Source organism: Flavobacterium sp. (assembly GCF_027531905.1).
Taxonomy (GTDB): Bacteria; Bacteroidota; Bacteroidia; order Flavobacteriales; family Flavobacteriaceae; genus Flavobacterium.
Map to the genome: position 1 here is coordinate 41,644 of NZ_JAPZSU010000053.1, position 17,163 is coordinate 58,806.

The following is a 17,163-nucleotide window of genomic DNA, read 5'->3' on the forward strand; positions in this document are numbered from 1 at the left end:
AAAAATATTTTAGTGACTAGTTGTTTTTTCTTTAATGAAAATAACCCCTAAGCCAGCAATCAACATTGAAGTTCCAGCAATAACAATGATAGCCATTGGGAAACCTCCAAAAAGAGCAATCAAAGTACTCCCTAATAATCCTGCGGCAATTTGTGGTAAAGTAATCGTGGCATTGAACAATCCCATATATACGCCCATTTTGTCTGCAGGTAATGATCCAGAAAGCATGGCATATGGCATAGCCAAAATAGCTGCCCACGCCAATCCCACGCCAACCATAGAAAGTAGTAGTACGTTTTTGTCTTCTATCACAAACATTGAGATCAATCCTAAGCCTCCTAGTAGTAAAGAGAAAGAATAGGTTTTTTTGCGACCAATAGATTTGGCAATAGAAGGCATTAGAAGTGAGTAAATAGCGGCAACTGCGCTGTAAAAGGCAAATAAAACGCCTGTCCAATCTCCAGCTTCATTAAATCCCACGGATTTGGCATCGAGTGCATCGGGCCCCCAGACTTGATTGGCAATTGCTCTTGTGGTATAAACCCACATTAAGAACAAGGCGAACCATGAAAAGAATTGTACAAATCCAAGTTGCCAAAAGATTTTTGGTGCAGTAGTGATTAATTTGAGGATATTTGTTTTTTCCTTTTTAACCTCAGCGTCTAAATCAATTTTGTTGTAAATCGCATGCTCTTTTGGGGCATATTCTTTGGTTTTGAACACGGTCCAAAGTACACTTATTAGTAAAATACTCCCTCCAATGTAAAACGACCAAATTACAGAGTCGGCTACTTTTTCACCTGGAGCAGGGACATTTGCAATTCCTGATTTGGTTAAAATCCATGGGAGCAACGAACCGAATACAGCACCAAAATTAATCAAAGCGCTTTGTAGTGAATATCCTAAGTTGCGTTGGTCATCATTAACCATATCACCCACCAAAGCTCTAAAAGGTTGCATGGTCACATTAAAAGAAGTGTCCATCAACAATAACATTAACCCTCCAAAAAACAAAGGAGGTAACAAATAAGCAAAATACTCAGCATTAGGCATAAAAAACATGGCCAACGCCGATACGATTGCTCCAAAAAAGATAAATGGGATTCTTCGTCCAAGTTTGGTCCAAGTTTTGTCGCTTGAAAGTCCAATGATAGGCTGAACAATTAGTCCCGCCAATGGGGCAGCTAACCAAAAATATCCAATACTGTGAACATCGGCTCCAAGAGCTTCTAATATTCTGCTGGTGTTTCCGTTTTGAAGCGAGTATCCAATCTGTACTCCCAAAAAGCCAAAACTCAGATTCCAAATTTGCCAAAAACTTAATTTTGGTTTTTCCATATGATCTATTTTAAAGTTAAATACTACAAACGCTTTCGTGTTTTTTTTAAGTCTAATGCTGTTTTTACGAACTAATTGTCTGCACAAAATCCGTAAAAATGTAAGAATGCAGTGGTTGAGTCTTTCCTTTTTATTGGTTTGCCTAATTTTTTTGAAAAGCAAGCCTAAAAATTTAAGAAGTTATAGATTCTAGTGGCTTAAAAAATAAGGGATACCAGTAGAAAGCTTCACTTAAACCAAAGTATTCTTTCAATTGTATTCATTTGGTAGCTTTCTTACTTGTTTAAAATTGTGAAAGTTACAAAAAAAATAAGTTTGTATTGCTTTAGTAAAGCAAGGTTTGGTTGATTAGAAAATGTTCCCGAAGAGCACAGATTTAAAACATAAATCCATAGGAAGGGAAGCGATAAAGAACAAAACTTTGCTTGATTTTCGAAGTAAAAGAAAAAGTTTTGACAAGCGTAAATATAGAAAATTATTTACTTGAGCATTGAATTGTCAAGTAAATAATTTGAACTCCAACGTTTTTTGTTAATAAATATTTCTTTAATCGGTAGATTCTCTTTCAATCAAATGGGTCTCTATGATTTCTGTTGTGTAGCTTTCGTCTTCCTCTTCGTGTTCTTCAGTCTCTAAACGTTGAATGAGCATTTCGGCTGCTTTTTTACCCATTTTGGCACCGCTTTGACTTACTGTTGTGATGGTTGGCGTTGAGTATTTAGAAATAATTCCATCGGTAAAAGCAATAATGGCTAAGTCTTTTGGAACACTAAGCCCAATTTTATGTGCTGTTTTTAAAATGGTAACTGCAAAAAGTTCATTGACCGCAAATACTGCATCTATGGCTTTGTCCTCTAATAATTGGCTGATGGTAATTTCGCAAGTATCTACATCTTCAATTTTAATGATGAGTTGGTCATCAAATGGGATGGCGTTGTCTAACAAAGCTTTGGTGTAACCATCCGTTCTTAGTTTACCAACACTAACATAATCAACAGTTGTAACGAGTGCAATTTTTTTTCTTCCTTGTTTAATTAGAAATTCAACGGCTTCATAGGCCGCTTTTTTATCGTCGATAATGACTTTGTCGCAATGTACTTCATCGGTTATTCTATCAAACATGACTACAGGCATACCTTGATCAATGACTTCGGTGATGTGATGAAAATCTTTTTTGAATTGGGTTTCTTTAGATAGAGACATGATAAAGCCATCCGTACTACCGTGGGCTAGTAATTCCATATTCATGACTTCTTTATCAAAAGAATCATCAGACAAACAAATGATCACACTATACCCTTTTTCGTTGGCTACTTGCTCAATACCATTAATCACCGTAGAGAAGAAATAGTGTACAATTTCGGGGATAATAATGCCTATGGTTTTGGTTCTTCTATTTTTTAGACTTAAGGCAATATTGTTGGGTTTATAGTTGTAAAACTTGGCAAATGCTTGCACTTTCAAACGGGTTTCTTCTCCAATTTCTAAGCTGTTGCGCAGTGATTTAGAGACCGTAGAAATAGAAACATCTAATTCTTTTGCAATTTGTTTTAGGGTTACTTTCTTTTTCATTTCTAAGGTTTTATAAAATAGGGTATTCCATTTTAATCTATTTATTTTTCCATTTCTGACAAAATTCATTTAAAAATAATAAATAAAATGCAAAGTTTTCAACACTATCACGTTTTCGTAATGGTATCTGATTTTTGTCATGTTGTTGGTGTTGATATTCTGTTAATTTTGAAATTCGAAGTAAAAGAAAAGCTAAACTTAAATTCAAAAATTAATTTAAACAAAAAGTATGAAAACAATTTATAAAAAGTTGTTATTTTTATTGTTACTCCTTCCTTTCAGTCTTCTGGCTCAGAATTCTGTAACGGGAACTGTTGTTGAAAAAGCAACAGGACAGCCCATACCAGGAGCCAATGTAAATATACAAGGAGCTGCAAATGGTGTTTCTACCGATTTTGATGGTAAATATAAATTATCCAATATTAATAAAGGGGATAAGATTGTATTTTCTTTCATTGGGTTTAGAAATATTGTTTTAACTTATGATGGTCAAGCTACATTGAATGCATCTTTAGAAGAGGATGCCAATGAGCTGAAAGAAGTTGTAATCCAAGTAGGTTACGGTTCTGTTAAGAAAAAAGATGCTACAGGATCTGTAGCTATACTAGGCGCAAAAGATTTTAATAAGGGATCTGTAACTTCTGCAGATCAAATGATTCAAGGTAAAGTTGCTGGTTTGCAAATTACCAATGGTGGTGGTTCTCCTGGAGAAGGTGCTACGATTAGAATTCGTTCAGGATCTTCTTTGAATGCTCAAAACGACCCTTTATATGTTATTGATGGTGTACCTGTAGCTGCTGGTGGAGTTTCTGGTTCAAGAAACCCTTTGGCAACGATCAACCAAAACAACATTGAGTCGATTACGGTTTTGAAAGACGCTTCTGCTACTGCTATATACGGATCTAGAGCTTCTAACGGGGTAATCATTATTACTACCAAAAAAGGTAAAAAAGGAGACATGAAAGTGAATTACAATGCTACTTTCCAAGTGTCTGAAATTACTAAAACGGTAGATGCTTTGTCTTCGAATCAATTTAGAGATTTAGTAAATTCTAAAGGGAATGCGTCACAAATTGCACTTATGGGTGATGCGGATACTGATTGGCAAAAGGAAATCTTCAGAACGGCTTTAGGTACAGATCACAACATTGCGATGAGCGGTGGTACGGATATTATTTCCTATAGAGCTTCTGTGGGTTATGCTAATATTAATGGTATTTTGATTAGAGATAACATGGAGCGTTCTACGGTATCAGCTTCTCTTGTGGGTGATTTCTTTGATAAACATTTGAAAGTTCAAGTGAATAGTAATACTTCTATCATTAATAGTAATTATAGTAATAGAGGAGCCATTGGGTCAGCTGTTCGTTTTGATCCTACGCAATCGATAAAGAACGCTGATGGAACCTATTTTCAGTGGTATACAAATTCTGGAAATGCAATTAATACTTTGGCTGGAAAAAATCCAGTTTCATTGATTGAGCAACAAAATAATTATGGTACTTCATTCAGAAGTATTGGTAACATCCAATTTGATTATAAATTACATTTCTTGCCAGAATTAAAAGCGGTGGCTAACTTTGGTTATGACGAAATGAGTGGTCGTTCTTGGGGAAATACCGCAGCTGATTATTTGAATGGGTTAAAAGGTTCAGGATTTAATAATTCTTACCTAAATACTTCGAAGAGAAATAACAAATTGATGGACTTGTATTTTAATTACAACAAGTTGGTAGAGTCTATTAGTACTCAATTCGATGTGACAGGAGGATATTCTTATCAAGATTTTAGAGACGATAATGATGGTTATTCTATCAATTTCGGAAATAATCAAGAAAAAACTCCAAATGTACGAGTTCCTTCTAGAGTAAATTTACAATCGTTCTTTGCTAGAGCTAACTTTACCATTGCAGATAAATATATCTTAACAGCGTCTTTAAGAAGAGATGGTACTTCTAGATTTACGGAAGAAAATCGTTGGGCTAATTTCCCTGCTTTTGCAGTTGCTTGGAAAATTAATGATGAGAATTTCCTAAAAGATGTAGAAGTAGTTTCTACTCTTAAATTAAGAGGAGGTTGGGGTATTACAGGACAACAAGATATTGGAGTAAGTTACCCATCTATCCCTTTGTATCGTGGTTCTAATCCCCAGGCTCAATACCAGTTTGGGAATGCGTATTACCAAACGTTTAGACCACAACCTTATAATAGTAACTTGAAGTGGGAGCAAACTACTACTTTGAATGCTGGTATTGATTTTGGTTTCTTTAACAATAGAATTTCTGGTACTGTTGATGCCTATCAAAGAGATACTAAAGATTTATTGTTGTACACTCAAAATCCACCTTTCTTTGGATTCTCTAATTTTGACAACTACAATGTAGGGGCTATTAGAAACAGAGGTATTGAGATTTCTGCGAATGTAATTCCAGTAAAAACGGATAACCTTGAGTGGTCTATTGGAGGAAATATTACCTTCCAAAATTCAGAAATTACAAAATTAGCTAGTGATTCTCCAAATTCTCCAGGATATAATGTTGGTGGTTATGAGGGCCCTACAGGGAACTTTATTCAAAATCACCAAGTAGGGTATGCTCCTAGCTCTTTTTATGTGTATGAGCAAGCCTATGGTGCTGATGGAAAACCTTTAGACGGAGTTTATGTAGATAGAAATAATGATGGTGTTATTAATGAGCAAGATAAATACCGTTTCCACAAGCCAGCTGCCGATGTGTTTTATGGTTTCAATACTAGTGTAGTCTATAAAAACTGGGATTTAGCTGCCACTTTCAGAGGATCATGGGGTAATTACAATTACAATAACGTAGACTCAAACAATGGAACATTAGCTGCAGTGTTTATCAGAAATACGGATTTGTCTAATTCAGTTGGGAATGTTTTAGAAACTGGTTTTACAACAAATGATGTGAAACGTTATGAGTCTGATTATTACATTCAAGATGCGTCTTTCTTAAGATTAGACAACGTAAGTATTGGTTATACTTTTAATCAGAAACCAGATTCTAACACTTTAGTTAAGTTGTCTTTAGGAGCACAAAACGTTTTCATACTTACTGATTACACTGGAATTGATCCCGAAATTTCTGGAGGTATAGACAATAACTTGTATCCAAGACCACTTACTTTCACGTTAGGTTTAAACGTTAATTTCTAATTCAAATTAAAGAAAAATGAAAAAATCACTTAAAATAATGGGATTGTTGTTAGTGCTGATGGTGATGCTTTTCCCATCTTGTACCAACGATTTAAATCAGTCCCCGATAGATGGGAGCGATGACATTGACGCAGAGGAATTATTCAAAGATCCTGCTTCATACAAACAGTTTTTAGCAAAACTTTATGCCGGTTTAGCTACTACAGGACAATCAGGACCTACAGGTAATGGAGATATTGCTGGAATTGATGAAGGAGCTAGTCAATACATTAGAGGTTTTTGGTTAATGCAAGAATTGACTACTGATGAGGCTATTATGGCTTGGAACGATGGAACTATTAAAGATTTTCATGCGCAAACATGGTCTTCATTAGATACTTTTATTGCAGCTACTTTTTCCCGTTTCTCTTTTCAAATTGTAAACTGTAATGAGTTTTTACGTCAAACTACTGATGCAAAATTAGCGAGTAGAGGGATAGACGCAGCTACTATCGCTGAGATTAAAACCTACAGAGCAGAAGCTCGTTATCTAAGAGCGTTGACTTACTGGCATTTATTGGATACTTTTGGCGGAGGGTCTATCGTTACTGAGGAATCACCTACATCATTTTATCTTCCAGAATATAGCTCTAGAGCCGAAATCTATAAGTTTGTTGACGATGAACTTACTGCATTGACTGCGGATCTTAAGGATGCTCGTACAAATGAAAAATTTCGTGTTGATAAAGCTGCTGCTTGGATGTTGCAAGCTAAATTATACATGAATGCTAAAGTGTATATTGGTACTGAGAAATATACTGATGCCTTACCGTTGATTAATAAAGTTATTACTTCAGGGTATACTATCCATAACAATTATAAAGATTTGTTTTTAGCTGATAATGATAAAAATGGAGCGCAAAATGAATTTATTTTTGCCGTAGCGTATGATGGTTTAAATACTAAAACTTTCGGAGGTACTACTTTCTTAGCGCATGCTTCTGTAGGAGGTAAAATGAAACCAGGAGAGTATGGAATTAATGGCGGTTGGGCTGGTATTAGAACCACTTCTGCTTTCGTTGATAAATTCAATGGATCTACAGGAGATCAAAGAGGAAATTTCTTTACTGATGGTCAAAACAAAGAAATTAAAGATGTAGGTGCTTTTACAGATGGGTACGCTGTTCAAAAGTTTAGTAACTTAACTAAAGCAGGTGTTCAAGGATCAGACAAATCTGGAGACTTTGTGGATACTGATTTTCCAATTTTCCGTTTAGCAGATGCTTATTTAATGTATGCTGAATGTAACTTAAGAGGTGCTGGAGGTAGTAATACAACTGCTTTAGGCTATGTAAATGCTTTAAGAACGCGTGCAAATGCACCGGTTGTATCACTTGGAGAACTTGATTTGAACTTCATTCTTGATGAGAGAGCTAAAGAATTACACTGGGAATGTCACCGTAGAACAGATTTGATTCGTTTTGGTAAATTTTCTGGTGGATCGTACTTATGGCCTTGGAAAGGTGGAATCGCTACGGGTGCTGCTACTCCTTCTATCAGAAACTTATTCCCAATCCCTGCTGGCTCTTTAGCAGCTAATCCTAAACTTCAACAAAACCCTGGATATTAATTAACTAATTAAAAATAATACAATGAAAAATTTATCGAAAATATTTTTGTCTTTATTTACACTAGCTATTACTTCATGTAGTGTAGAAGATGTACAAGATCGTCCAATTATTGAAGCTACTGATGCTCCAGTATTAACTGCTCCAGCAACAGGTGCTATTTATGAAATTACACCAGCCAATGCAACCCAGCTTTTTGATCGTTTCGCTTGGACTGCAGCAAGTTTTGGTGGAGATGTTGTAGTTACTTATCAAGTTGAGATTGCTAAACTTGATGACAAAGCATTTGCAAAACCACAATTGGTTCAATCATCAAACACCAATAACGTTGCTGTTACTGGAGAGAATTTGAACAAAGCAGCTATTGCTTTGGGAGTTACTCCATTCGTGTCAACATCAGTTTTGGCTCGTGTTAAAGCTGTTGTAGGAACTCAATCTATCGGTTCTAAGCCAATTGAAATCGCAATCAAAGCGTTTAAAACTGCTCCATTACTTGGAGTTCCGGGTAATCATCAAGGTTGGAAAGATAAAGATGGTTTGACTTTTGAATACCAATTAAAACCCTCTGCAAAAGGGAATGCTGATTTTGAAGGATATGTTTATTTAGACGGAGATTTTAAATTTCTAGAAGCAGACGATAATTTAGTATTCGATTTCAGCAAAAACACTGCTTACGGTAAATCAGCCGATGCAGGAAAATTAGATACTAAGGGAGCAAATTTAAGCGCTGCTGCTGGTTACTACTTAATTAAAGCGGATACTCAAAAATTAACTTATTCTACTACACTAACTAAATGGGGAATTACTGGTAGTGGAACACCTAATGGTTGGCCTGATAATGGTGTCGTAGATCATGATATGACATATAATCCTACTACAAAAGTATGGGAAATAGAGTTAGTTTTAAATGCAGGAGGCGAAATAAAATTTAGAGCTAATGATGGTTGGGATTTTAATTTTGGATCTAATGACAATAATGGAATAGCCAATTTTAATGGTCCAAACATTAAAGTACCAGCTGCAGGTACTTATAAAATCACTTTAGATTTAAGCCACTCAAGAGCCTATACTTACAAGTTAGAAAAAAAATAATATAACTTATTATATTAAAAAGGGTTGTCCTATAAGGCAACCCTTTTTTCATTACTCTTTTAAAACTTAAAAAGAATGAGAAAAATTTTATTTTTAGGGTTGCTTTTACTAGGTAGTATTGCTTTTTCACAAAAACAAACCATAACCTACAGCATTGCACCTAGCACCTTTGAAGAAACGACTTCTATAACCATTACTGTTAATGGGTCTAGTATCGATGAAGCTACTTGGGGAGTTACTGGTAACGCTTTGTATCTTTGGGCTTGGTCTTTTGATACCAATAAGGCTAATATACAAGACAGTCCAACTAATGGTACGTGGACCAATTCTAACGAAGCTAACAGATTAACTTATGTTAGTGGAGCTGATATTTATCAAATTACGCTTACACCACAACAATTTTTTGCTCGCAACGGCATAGGTCGAATTGGTTTTTTAATCAAAGCCAAAGACGGAACAGGGGATAAGAAATCCCAAGATATTTTGGCTGATGTTGGATCGTTTCAAGTAACGTTAACTGCTCCAGCGCAAAACAGTACAACTATTCTAGCATCTGGAGGTAGTTTGAATGTAACAGCATCAAATACAAATGGTGTTGCGAATTATAATTTGAAATCCAATGGAGTTGCTATCAATACTGCTACAGCCACAACTAGTTATGCCTTTAATCATACCAATATTACCGGAAACCAAAACTATGAATTGGAAGTAACTAAAGGTACAACTACGATTGTGAAGAAGTTCACTGCTGTAGTTAGTACAACAGTGGTTTCTGAAACGATTCCAGCTGGTTTAGTAGACGGAATCAACTATAATCCGAACGATGCTACTAAAGCTACTTTGGTATTGGATGCTCCATTAAAAGATTTTGTATATGTTGCAGGTAGCTTTAATAATTGGCAACCTACGAATGCGTATGCAATGAAAAAAGATGCAACAGCTGGTTCAACTAAATTCTGGTTAGAATTAACTGGACTTACTGCTGGAACGAATTATACCTACCAATATTGGGTGGTGGATCAAACGCCTTTGGCAGGTTCACCAAGTTTGGTAAAAGCTGCAGATCCTTATTCAACTTTGGTTTTGTCTCCTTATGATGATCCAGGAATTCCATCGGCTTCTTTTCCTAATATTCCGACCTATCCTACTGGACAAGAAAGAGAAGTCACATGGTTTAAAACCGGACAAACTGCATATCCTTGGAGTCAAGCGACTACCAATTTTGTAAAACCAGCTAAAGAAAAACTGGTGGTTTACGAGGTGTTGGTGCGTGACTTTGATGCTAAAAGAAATTACCAAGACTTAATCGATAAAATCAATTATTTCAAAAATTTAAAGGTCAATGCCATCCAATTGATGCCAGTAATGGAATTTGAAGGCAATGAAAGTTGGGGATACAATACTTCGTTTCACATGGCTTTGGATAAATTCTATGGAACACCTGAGAAATTGAAAGAGCTTATTGATCTATATCATCAAAACGGAATTGCAGTTATACTAGATGTGGCTTTGAATCATGCTTTTGGAAGAAACCCAATGGTTCGCATGTGGATGAATGATCCTGATGGTGATGGTTGGGGTTCTCCAACTACAGAAAATCCTTATTTCAATACAGTAGCTAAACACAGCTATAGTGTAGGAGAAGATTTTAATCATCAACAACCTCGCACCAAGAATTATGTGAAACGCGTAATCAAACAATGGATTGAAGAATTTAAAATTGATGGTTTCCGTTGGGATTTGACCAAAGGTTTTACTCAAAATTGCGAAGGTTCAGAAAGTTGTACTAATGCTTATCAGCAAGATCGTGTTGATGTTTTAAAAGAATATGCAGATTATTCATGGTCATTAGATCCTACACATTATGTAATTTTTGAACATTTAGGGACGGATGCTGAAGAAAAACAATGGGCAGATTATCGCATTAATGAGCCAATTAGTAAAGGAATCATGACCTGGGGTAAAATGACGGACGAGTACAATGAATTGACGATGGGTTGGCCAAACAAGAATATTGCAAGAATGTCAAGTAGCAGTAGAGGTTTCGTAGGCCAACGTTTGATGGGCTATGCCGAAAGCCATGACGAAGAACGTTTGATGTACAAAAACCTTCAATTTGGCAATAGTTCAGGAAGTTATAATGTAAAAACATTGAGCACTGCCTTGTCAAGAATGTCGGCATTGGGAGCAGTTTCTCTTTTGGTTCCAGGACCCAAGATGATTTGGCATTTTGGAGAACTAGGCTGGGAATCATCTATTTTTACTTGTAATAATGGATCGGTAAACACCCCTTCGGATGCCACCAATGGCGATTGTAAACTAGACACCAAGCCACAACCTCAATGGACAGGCAATTGGCTAGGGAATACAGAGCGTGGTAAAATTTATAACGACTGGGCCAAAATGATTGCTTTAAAAATCAATGAGCCCATGTTTTTAGGTACTGTTACCATTTCAAGCACCAATAGTGTTACGCCAAATATTAAGATTACCAATGCTGCGCTTGCGAGTACAGAGCTTAAAGACGTGTTGATAATTTCAAATTTCGGAGTGGTAGCCAATGCTGTAGCCACAGGCTTTCCGTATACAGGTACTTGGTATGATTTGATGGATAATACGACCTTAAACGTTACCGATGTGAATCAAACGATCACCTTGCAACCAGGAGAATATAAAATTTTGGGGAATAAGCAAGCTACTTTAGCAATCGAAGATTTTGAAAAAGAAGCTACCCTTAAATTGTATCCTAATCCTGCTTCCAATTATTTTAAGTTGAATGCAGAAACAACCAAAGTGGAAATTTATTCTTTATCTGGTCAAAAGGTGAAGCAATTTGATAGTATTAAGTCTGTTGATCAGCAATTTAGTATAAGTGATTTGAGCAAAGGATTTTATTTAATAAAAGCTTACAATGCTAAAAATCAAACACAAGTTTTGAAGTTGATTAAAAGCTAAAAAACTATTTTAAGATGAGGGACAGTCCATCATGAGGAGTATACTATATTTATTTTGAGTGTTCTTTGTTTCTATAAAATATAAAATCGGTTGTTTCATGATGAATGAAACAACCGATTTTTTTAAATTAAAGTTTACCATTTTTTATTTCATCCACAATTTCTGGATTTAATAAAGTGGTCGTGTCACCAAAATTAGAGAAATCCCCCTCAGCAATTTTACGGAGAATTCTACGCATAATTTTTCCAGAACGTGTTTTTGGTAATCCAGTTACAAATTGAATTTTATCTAATTTGGCTATTGGGCCAATATGATCGGAGATGTATTGATTAATTTCTTTACTCAAATTGTCACGATCGCGATATTCTCCTGTTTCTTTTAAAATGACAAAGCCATACAAAGCATTTCCTTTTATATCATGCGGGAAACCTACAATTGCTGATTCTGCAACGGCTGGATGTTCATTGATAGCATCCTCGATGGGAGCAGTTCCTAAATTATGTCCCGATACAATGACCACATCGTCTACGCGGCCTGTGATTCTATAATAGCCCACTTCATCCCGTAAAGCACCGTCTCCAGTGAAGTATTTTCCTGGAAATGCAGAAAAATAAGTTTCTTTATAGCGTTGATGATCCCCCCAAATGGTACGTGCTATACCAGGCCACGGAAATTTGATGCACAAACTTCCCGTTATTTGATTGTCTTCAATCTCATTTCTTTTATCGTCCATAAGAACGGGTTGTATACCTGGTAAAGGGAGAGAAGCATAAGTTGGTTTTGTAGGGGTTACAAAGGCTAAAGGAGAGATCAAGATTCCTCCTGTTTCGGTTTGCCACCAAGTATCTACTACGGGGCAGCGTTTGCCTCCCACATGGTCATTGTACCAATGCCAAGCTTCTTCATTAATTGGTTCTCCAACAGAACCTATAACTTTAAGCGACGCCAAAGGAAATTTTTGTACATACTCAAGTTTTTCTTTTGCCAAGGCTCGAATGGCGGTGGGTGCAGTGTAAAAATGCGTTACACCATGCTTTTCAATGGTTTCCCAAAAGCGACTAAATGTTGGATAAGAAGGAATGCCTTCAAACAAAACGGTTGTCGCTCCATTTAACAAAGGGCCATACAAAATATAAGAATGTCCCGTAATCCATCCTATATCGGCGGTACACCAAAACACATCATTGTCTTGGTAATTGAATACATTTTTGAACGTATAGGCTGTATAAACCATGTATCCAGCGGTTGTGTGTACCATCCCTTTTGGTTTTCCGGTAGAACCTGAAGTGTATAATATAAATAAGGGATCTTCAGCATCCATAATTTCAGCCACATTGTTATCCGAGGCTTTGTCTAGTAAAGGTTGTAGCCATAAGTCTCGTCCTTCTTGCATAGTAACTTGGGTATTGGTTCTTTTGGCTACTAAGACCTTGGTTACACAGGGACATTTTTTTAAGGCTTCGTCAATAATTCCTTTCAAGTCAATGGTTTTGTTGCCACGATATCCTCCATCTGAAGTGATAACCATTTTGCATTCGCTATCATTGATTCTTGCCGCGACAGCCGAATCTGAAAAACCTGCGAAAACAACAGAATGTATGGCGCCAATTCGGGCGCAGGCTAATACAGCAACCGCCAATTCAGGGATCATTGGGAGGTAAATGCATACGCGATCTCCTTTTTGTATTCCTTCATTTCGAAGGACATTGGCCATTTTGTTTACGCGTTCAGAAAGCGCATTATAACTAATATGCAAAGCTGATTCAGCTGGATCATTTGGTTCAAAAATGATAGCGGTACGTTCCCCGTTTTTGGCTAAATGGCGATCAATGCAGTTTTTGGTAATATTTACTTTTGCATTTACAAACCATTTAATATCAGCTTGTGCCATATTAAAATCGATAACTTTTTCCCATTCTTGGTACCAGACAAAGTTTTCGGAAGCTATTTTGTCCCAAAACTTCTTGGGTTCGCGTATCGATTTTTTGTAGTGTTTAAAGTATTCTTCTAAAGTGTTGATTTTGAAATAGCTCATGGTAGTTTTTTTGTTTTTTAAATCAATTCGTGTACTTGTTCAACTAATTTTTTGATTGAAAAAGGTTTTAAGACATAGAGATCTGCGCCAAGGGACAAGCCTTTTTCAATATCTTTTTCTTTATTTTTTGCAGTTAAAAAAATCACTTTGCAATGGCTTAATCGTGAATCTTTTTTTATTTGCTCTAAGGTGTCATAACCATCTACCAAAGGCATCATCACGTCTAAAATGATAACATCCGGCAGCTGATCTTTCAAAATTTCTAGTGCTTCCTGTCCGTCTCTAGCAATAAAAACTTGAAAATTGTTTTTTTTAAAAGTATATTCTAACGTCATTAGAATATTTGGTTCATCGTCTACTAAGAGTATTTTTTTCATAAACTGATGGTTTCAGAGGTGTTATAGTTTGGTAATGTAAAGGTAAAAGTGACGCCTTCGAGAGTAGCATTAGACGCCCATATTTTTCCTTTGTGGTGCTCGATAATCTGTTTGCAAATGGCAAGTCCAAGTCCGCTTCCTATTGGCTTTTTTACATTTTGATTTCTGGATTGGTAAAACTTGTCAAAAATGGCTTCGTAGTCTTCTTCATTAATTTTTTTTCCATTATTGTGAATGCGCACCACAACAAATGATTGCTCCTCGCTAACCGAAATTGTTATTGCTCCATGAGGTTGCGCACAGAATTTTATGGCATTAGAAATTAAATTATGAACGACCTGAATGATGCGTTCTTCGTCATAAAACGCCCTGATGTTTGGGGACGGTGTTTCGAATTTGACGTTGATTTTTTTGTTTTGTATTAATTGCTGTAAGGACTGTAATGTTTTATTGATGGTTTCGGTCAAATTGTTTTTTGACAAATAAATTTTTTGTTTACCAGTTTCGAATTTTTCTAAATCCAAAATTTTATCAATCAAACGATTCAAACGATCCGATTCCGAAATTATATTTTGAAGAAATTGTTGTCGCATTTCAGTTGGGATATCTTCATCGTCATGCAATATTTCACTTGCCGCTCGGATGGCCGTTATTGGCGTGCGCAATTCGTGAGTTACTGTATCTAAGAATTCATCTTTTTGAGCGTCTTTGTTGCGCAGTTCTTGATTGGCTTGTTGGAGTTGCGCTGATGTTTTTTGAAGTGCATTAGTTGTTTCGCTGAGTTTTTTATTTACAATAATATTTTCTTGTGATTCTTCGAGAATCCTTAAAACTTCGGGCAAGGCTATTTTTTCTTCTTTGACTACGCTAGCAATAAGTATTTTAGAAGAAGCTGTTCCTATGTGACCCGTCAGTAAATTTTCAGCAAATTTGATAAATCTAGCATCTGCCGTTACAATGTTTTGGTCAATATTATACTTGGCATGAAATAAAGAAAGCGCTCTTTTGGTTCTTACTTCTCCTAAGAATCGCTCCAAAACTTTTTGAATATCAGCTACGTAAGCCACTCCTTTCCAAACAAAAGCGTTTTCTAAATTGCTACTATATTTTTCAATATCAACAAACATTTCGGCATAATTCCGTTCGCGATAATTGCCTTTAAAACTCACCGAAACGGCAAAGTAAATCATAAAGTTAAACAACATACTCCAAAATAAAGCGTGCGGAATAGGATCTAAATAATCCAATCCGAATAATTGAAAGGGTTTTAGCAATTTAATTCCAAACAATCCGTCGGCAATAAACGTGCTATTTGTGTTCGATAGACCAATGGTATAAGGAATTAATAAGGTATAAATGCAAATAATAGACCCAACCAAAATTCCATAAACCGCTCCTAATTTAGAACCTCTTCTCCAAAATAATGCTCCGAAAAATGCGGGGGCTAATTGCGAAATTATTACAAAAGCAACTAATCCTATGGAAACTAATGTATAATTTAATCCAAAAAAACGATAAATAAAATAGGATAAAATAATCAAAGAAAAAATTCCAATTTTTCGGCTATTGATAATGCTTTTTCTGCTAATTGCTTCGGCGATTTTGAGTTTTCCTAATAAATTGTATGGAATTAATATGTTGTTGGTAATCATTGTAGAAAGTCCGATAGAAGATACAATAATCATCGAAATTGCAGCAGAAAAACCTCCAAGAAACACCATAACTGTTAGCGTTTTTTCGTCAAACAATTGAGGTATTAATAATGAATAGGCATCTGAATTTACATTTTTATTTTCAAAAAGAATATTTCCTCCCCAAGCTATTGGATAAACAAACAAGTTGAAAATCAGTAGATACAATGGAAAAAGCCAAACTGCCGTATTGATATGATTTTCACGATTGTTTTCGATTACCGAAACTTGAAATTGTCTTGGTAAAAGAAAAATCGCAAACATTGAAAGTACACAAAGTAAAAACCAGTTAATGGCTTGAGATAGACCGCCAATGGTGTTTTTTTCTTTAAAGTGTTCTAATAAACTTGCTTTTTTGTAAATATCATCAAAGCCATCAAACACAAAAAAACTTACGTACACTCCAATTATAACAAAGAATACCAATTTCAAAACACTTTCCATTGCAACTGCTGTAATAATTCCTTTGCGTTTTTCGGAAGCATCTACATATTGGGTGCCATAATAGGATGCAAAAAGTGCCAGTGCTACCGCCACAAGAGTTGTGGTATCATTAAAAATATAGTTGCTTAATGGGGTTTTAGTTACAATATGAAAAGTTTCGGAAATTGCTTTGAGTTGTAAAGAAATATATGGGATAATTCCTGTTAGGCAAATTACGGTAACAAGTGCCCCCAAAAAGCGACTATTTCCGTAACGAAGCGAAATAAAATCGGCAATACTTGAAATTTTATTTACCCTAGAAATGCGAATTATTTTGCGGAGAATCAAAATCCATGATGGTGCAATTATAATTGGACCAAGATATATCGGCAGATAACTTAATCCGCTATTTGCTGCAACTCCAATACTTCCGTAATACGTCCAGGCCGTACAATAAACTGCTAATGATAAGGAATAAACATAAGGATTATTTGTCCATTTGCTATTTCCTTTTTTTTCAGCCCAATGTGCAGTATAAAAAAGCACTGCCAAGTATCCTAAAAGGATCGCTAAAAGAAAAATACTATTCATTATATCGTTTTACAATTAGAAAAGTAATAAAGATGGAAAGCAACCAAATGGAGAAAAAGCAAATGTAAACAACAGGAAAACCAAGAAAGTTTTGTGCAGAATCGAAAAGCAATACAATAGGAAGATTAAAACCTATTAACAAGGCTATAGAAACAATAACTAACTTTTGTTGATGTCTTTTTTTCATTTTTCTAATTCAAATCATTTTTTTACGAAAACACACAGTCTTAAAAAAAACTAGATTTCTTACTAATCATAAAAAGTATAAAAAATCAGAAGCTCTTATAAAAACAAGAGCTTCTGATAA

General features: G+C 35.6%; 9 protein-coding genes. 4 read left to right on the forward strand and 5 right to left on the reverse strand.

What is annotated here, in order from left to right:
* Positions 1–9: 9 nt before the first annotated feature.
* Together O9307_RS13025 and O9307_RS13030 are read right to left on the reverse strand one after the other, a co-directional pair.
* A complete protein-coding gene (locus O9307_RS13025; protein ID WP_298300029.1) occupies positions 10–1,338 on the reverse strand; it encodes an MFS transporter in 1,329 nt (442 codons plus the stop codon).
* Between the two features lie 546 nt (positions 1,339–1,884).
* A complete protein-coding gene (locus O9307_RS13030; protein WP_298300031.1) occupies positions 1,885–2,910 on the reverse strand; it encodes a LacI family DNA-binding transcriptional regulator in 1,026 nt (341 codons plus the stop codon).
* A 229-nt stretch (positions 2,911–3,139) separates the two neighbouring features.
* On the opposite strand from O9307_RS13030, the gene O9307_RS13035 reads away from it, so the two are divergent.
* From O9307_RS13035 to O9307_RS13050, 4 genes are all read left to right on the forward strand, one after another.
* Positions 3,140–6,085 carry a TonB-dependent receptor gene (locus O9307_RS13035; RefSeq protein WP_298300033.1) on the forward strand — a complete coding sequence of 982 codons (2,946 nt, stop codon included), beginning with the start codon at positions 3,140–3,142 and terminating at the stop codon, positions 6,083–6,085.
* 16 nt (positions 6,086–6,101) lie between these two features.
* A complete protein-coding gene (locus tag O9307_RS13040; protein ID WP_298300035.1) occupies positions 6,102–7,694 on the forward strand; it encodes a RagB/SusD family nutrient uptake outer membrane protein in 1,593 nt (530 codons plus the stop codon).
* Positions 7,695–7,716: 22 nt separating this feature from the next.
* Positions 7,717–8,784, forward strand: a complete 1,068-nt coding sequence (locus O9307_RS13045; protein WP_298300037.1) for a SusE domain-containing protein — start codon at positions 7,717–7,719, stop codon at positions 8,782–8,784.
* Positions 8,785–8,859: 75 nt separating this feature from the next.
* Positions 8,860–11,739 carry an alpha-amylase family glycosyl hydrolase gene (locus O9307_RS13050; RefSeq protein WP_298300039.1) on the forward strand — a complete coding sequence of 960 codons (2,880 nt, stop codon included), beginning with the start codon at positions 8,860–8,862 and terminating at the stop codon, positions 11,737–11,739.
* Between the two features lie 127 nt (positions 11,740–11,866).
* Here O9307_RS13050 and acs read toward each other — a convergent pair whose 3' ends face one another.
* The 3 genes from acs to O9307_RS13065 are packed head-to-tail and all read right to left on the reverse strand — an operon-like array spanning position 11,867 to position 16,856.
* Positions 11,867–13,774: an acetate--CoA ligase gene (gene acs, locus O9307_RS13055; RefSeq protein ID WP_298300041.1), complete on the reverse strand. Its 1,908-nt coding sequence runs from the start codon at positions 13,772–13,774 to the stop codon at positions 11,867–11,869.
* 17 nt (positions 13,775–13,791) lie between these two features.
* The gene (locus O9307_RS13060; protein WP_298300043.1) at positions 13,792–14,151 is read right to left on the reverse strand and encodes a response regulator; all 360 of its coding nucleotides are present in this window, start codon (positions 14,149–14,151) and stop codon (positions 13,792–13,794) included.
* Complete coding sequence (locus tag O9307_RS13065; RefSeq protein ID WP_298300045.1) at positions 14,148–16,856, reverse strand: ATP-binding protein; 2,709 nt, start codon at positions 16,854–16,856, stop codon at positions 14,148–14,150. The genes O9307_RS13060 and O9307_RS13065 overlap by 4 nt, the downstream gene beginning before the upstream one ends.
* Positions 16,857–17,163 lie beyond the last annotated feature (307 nt).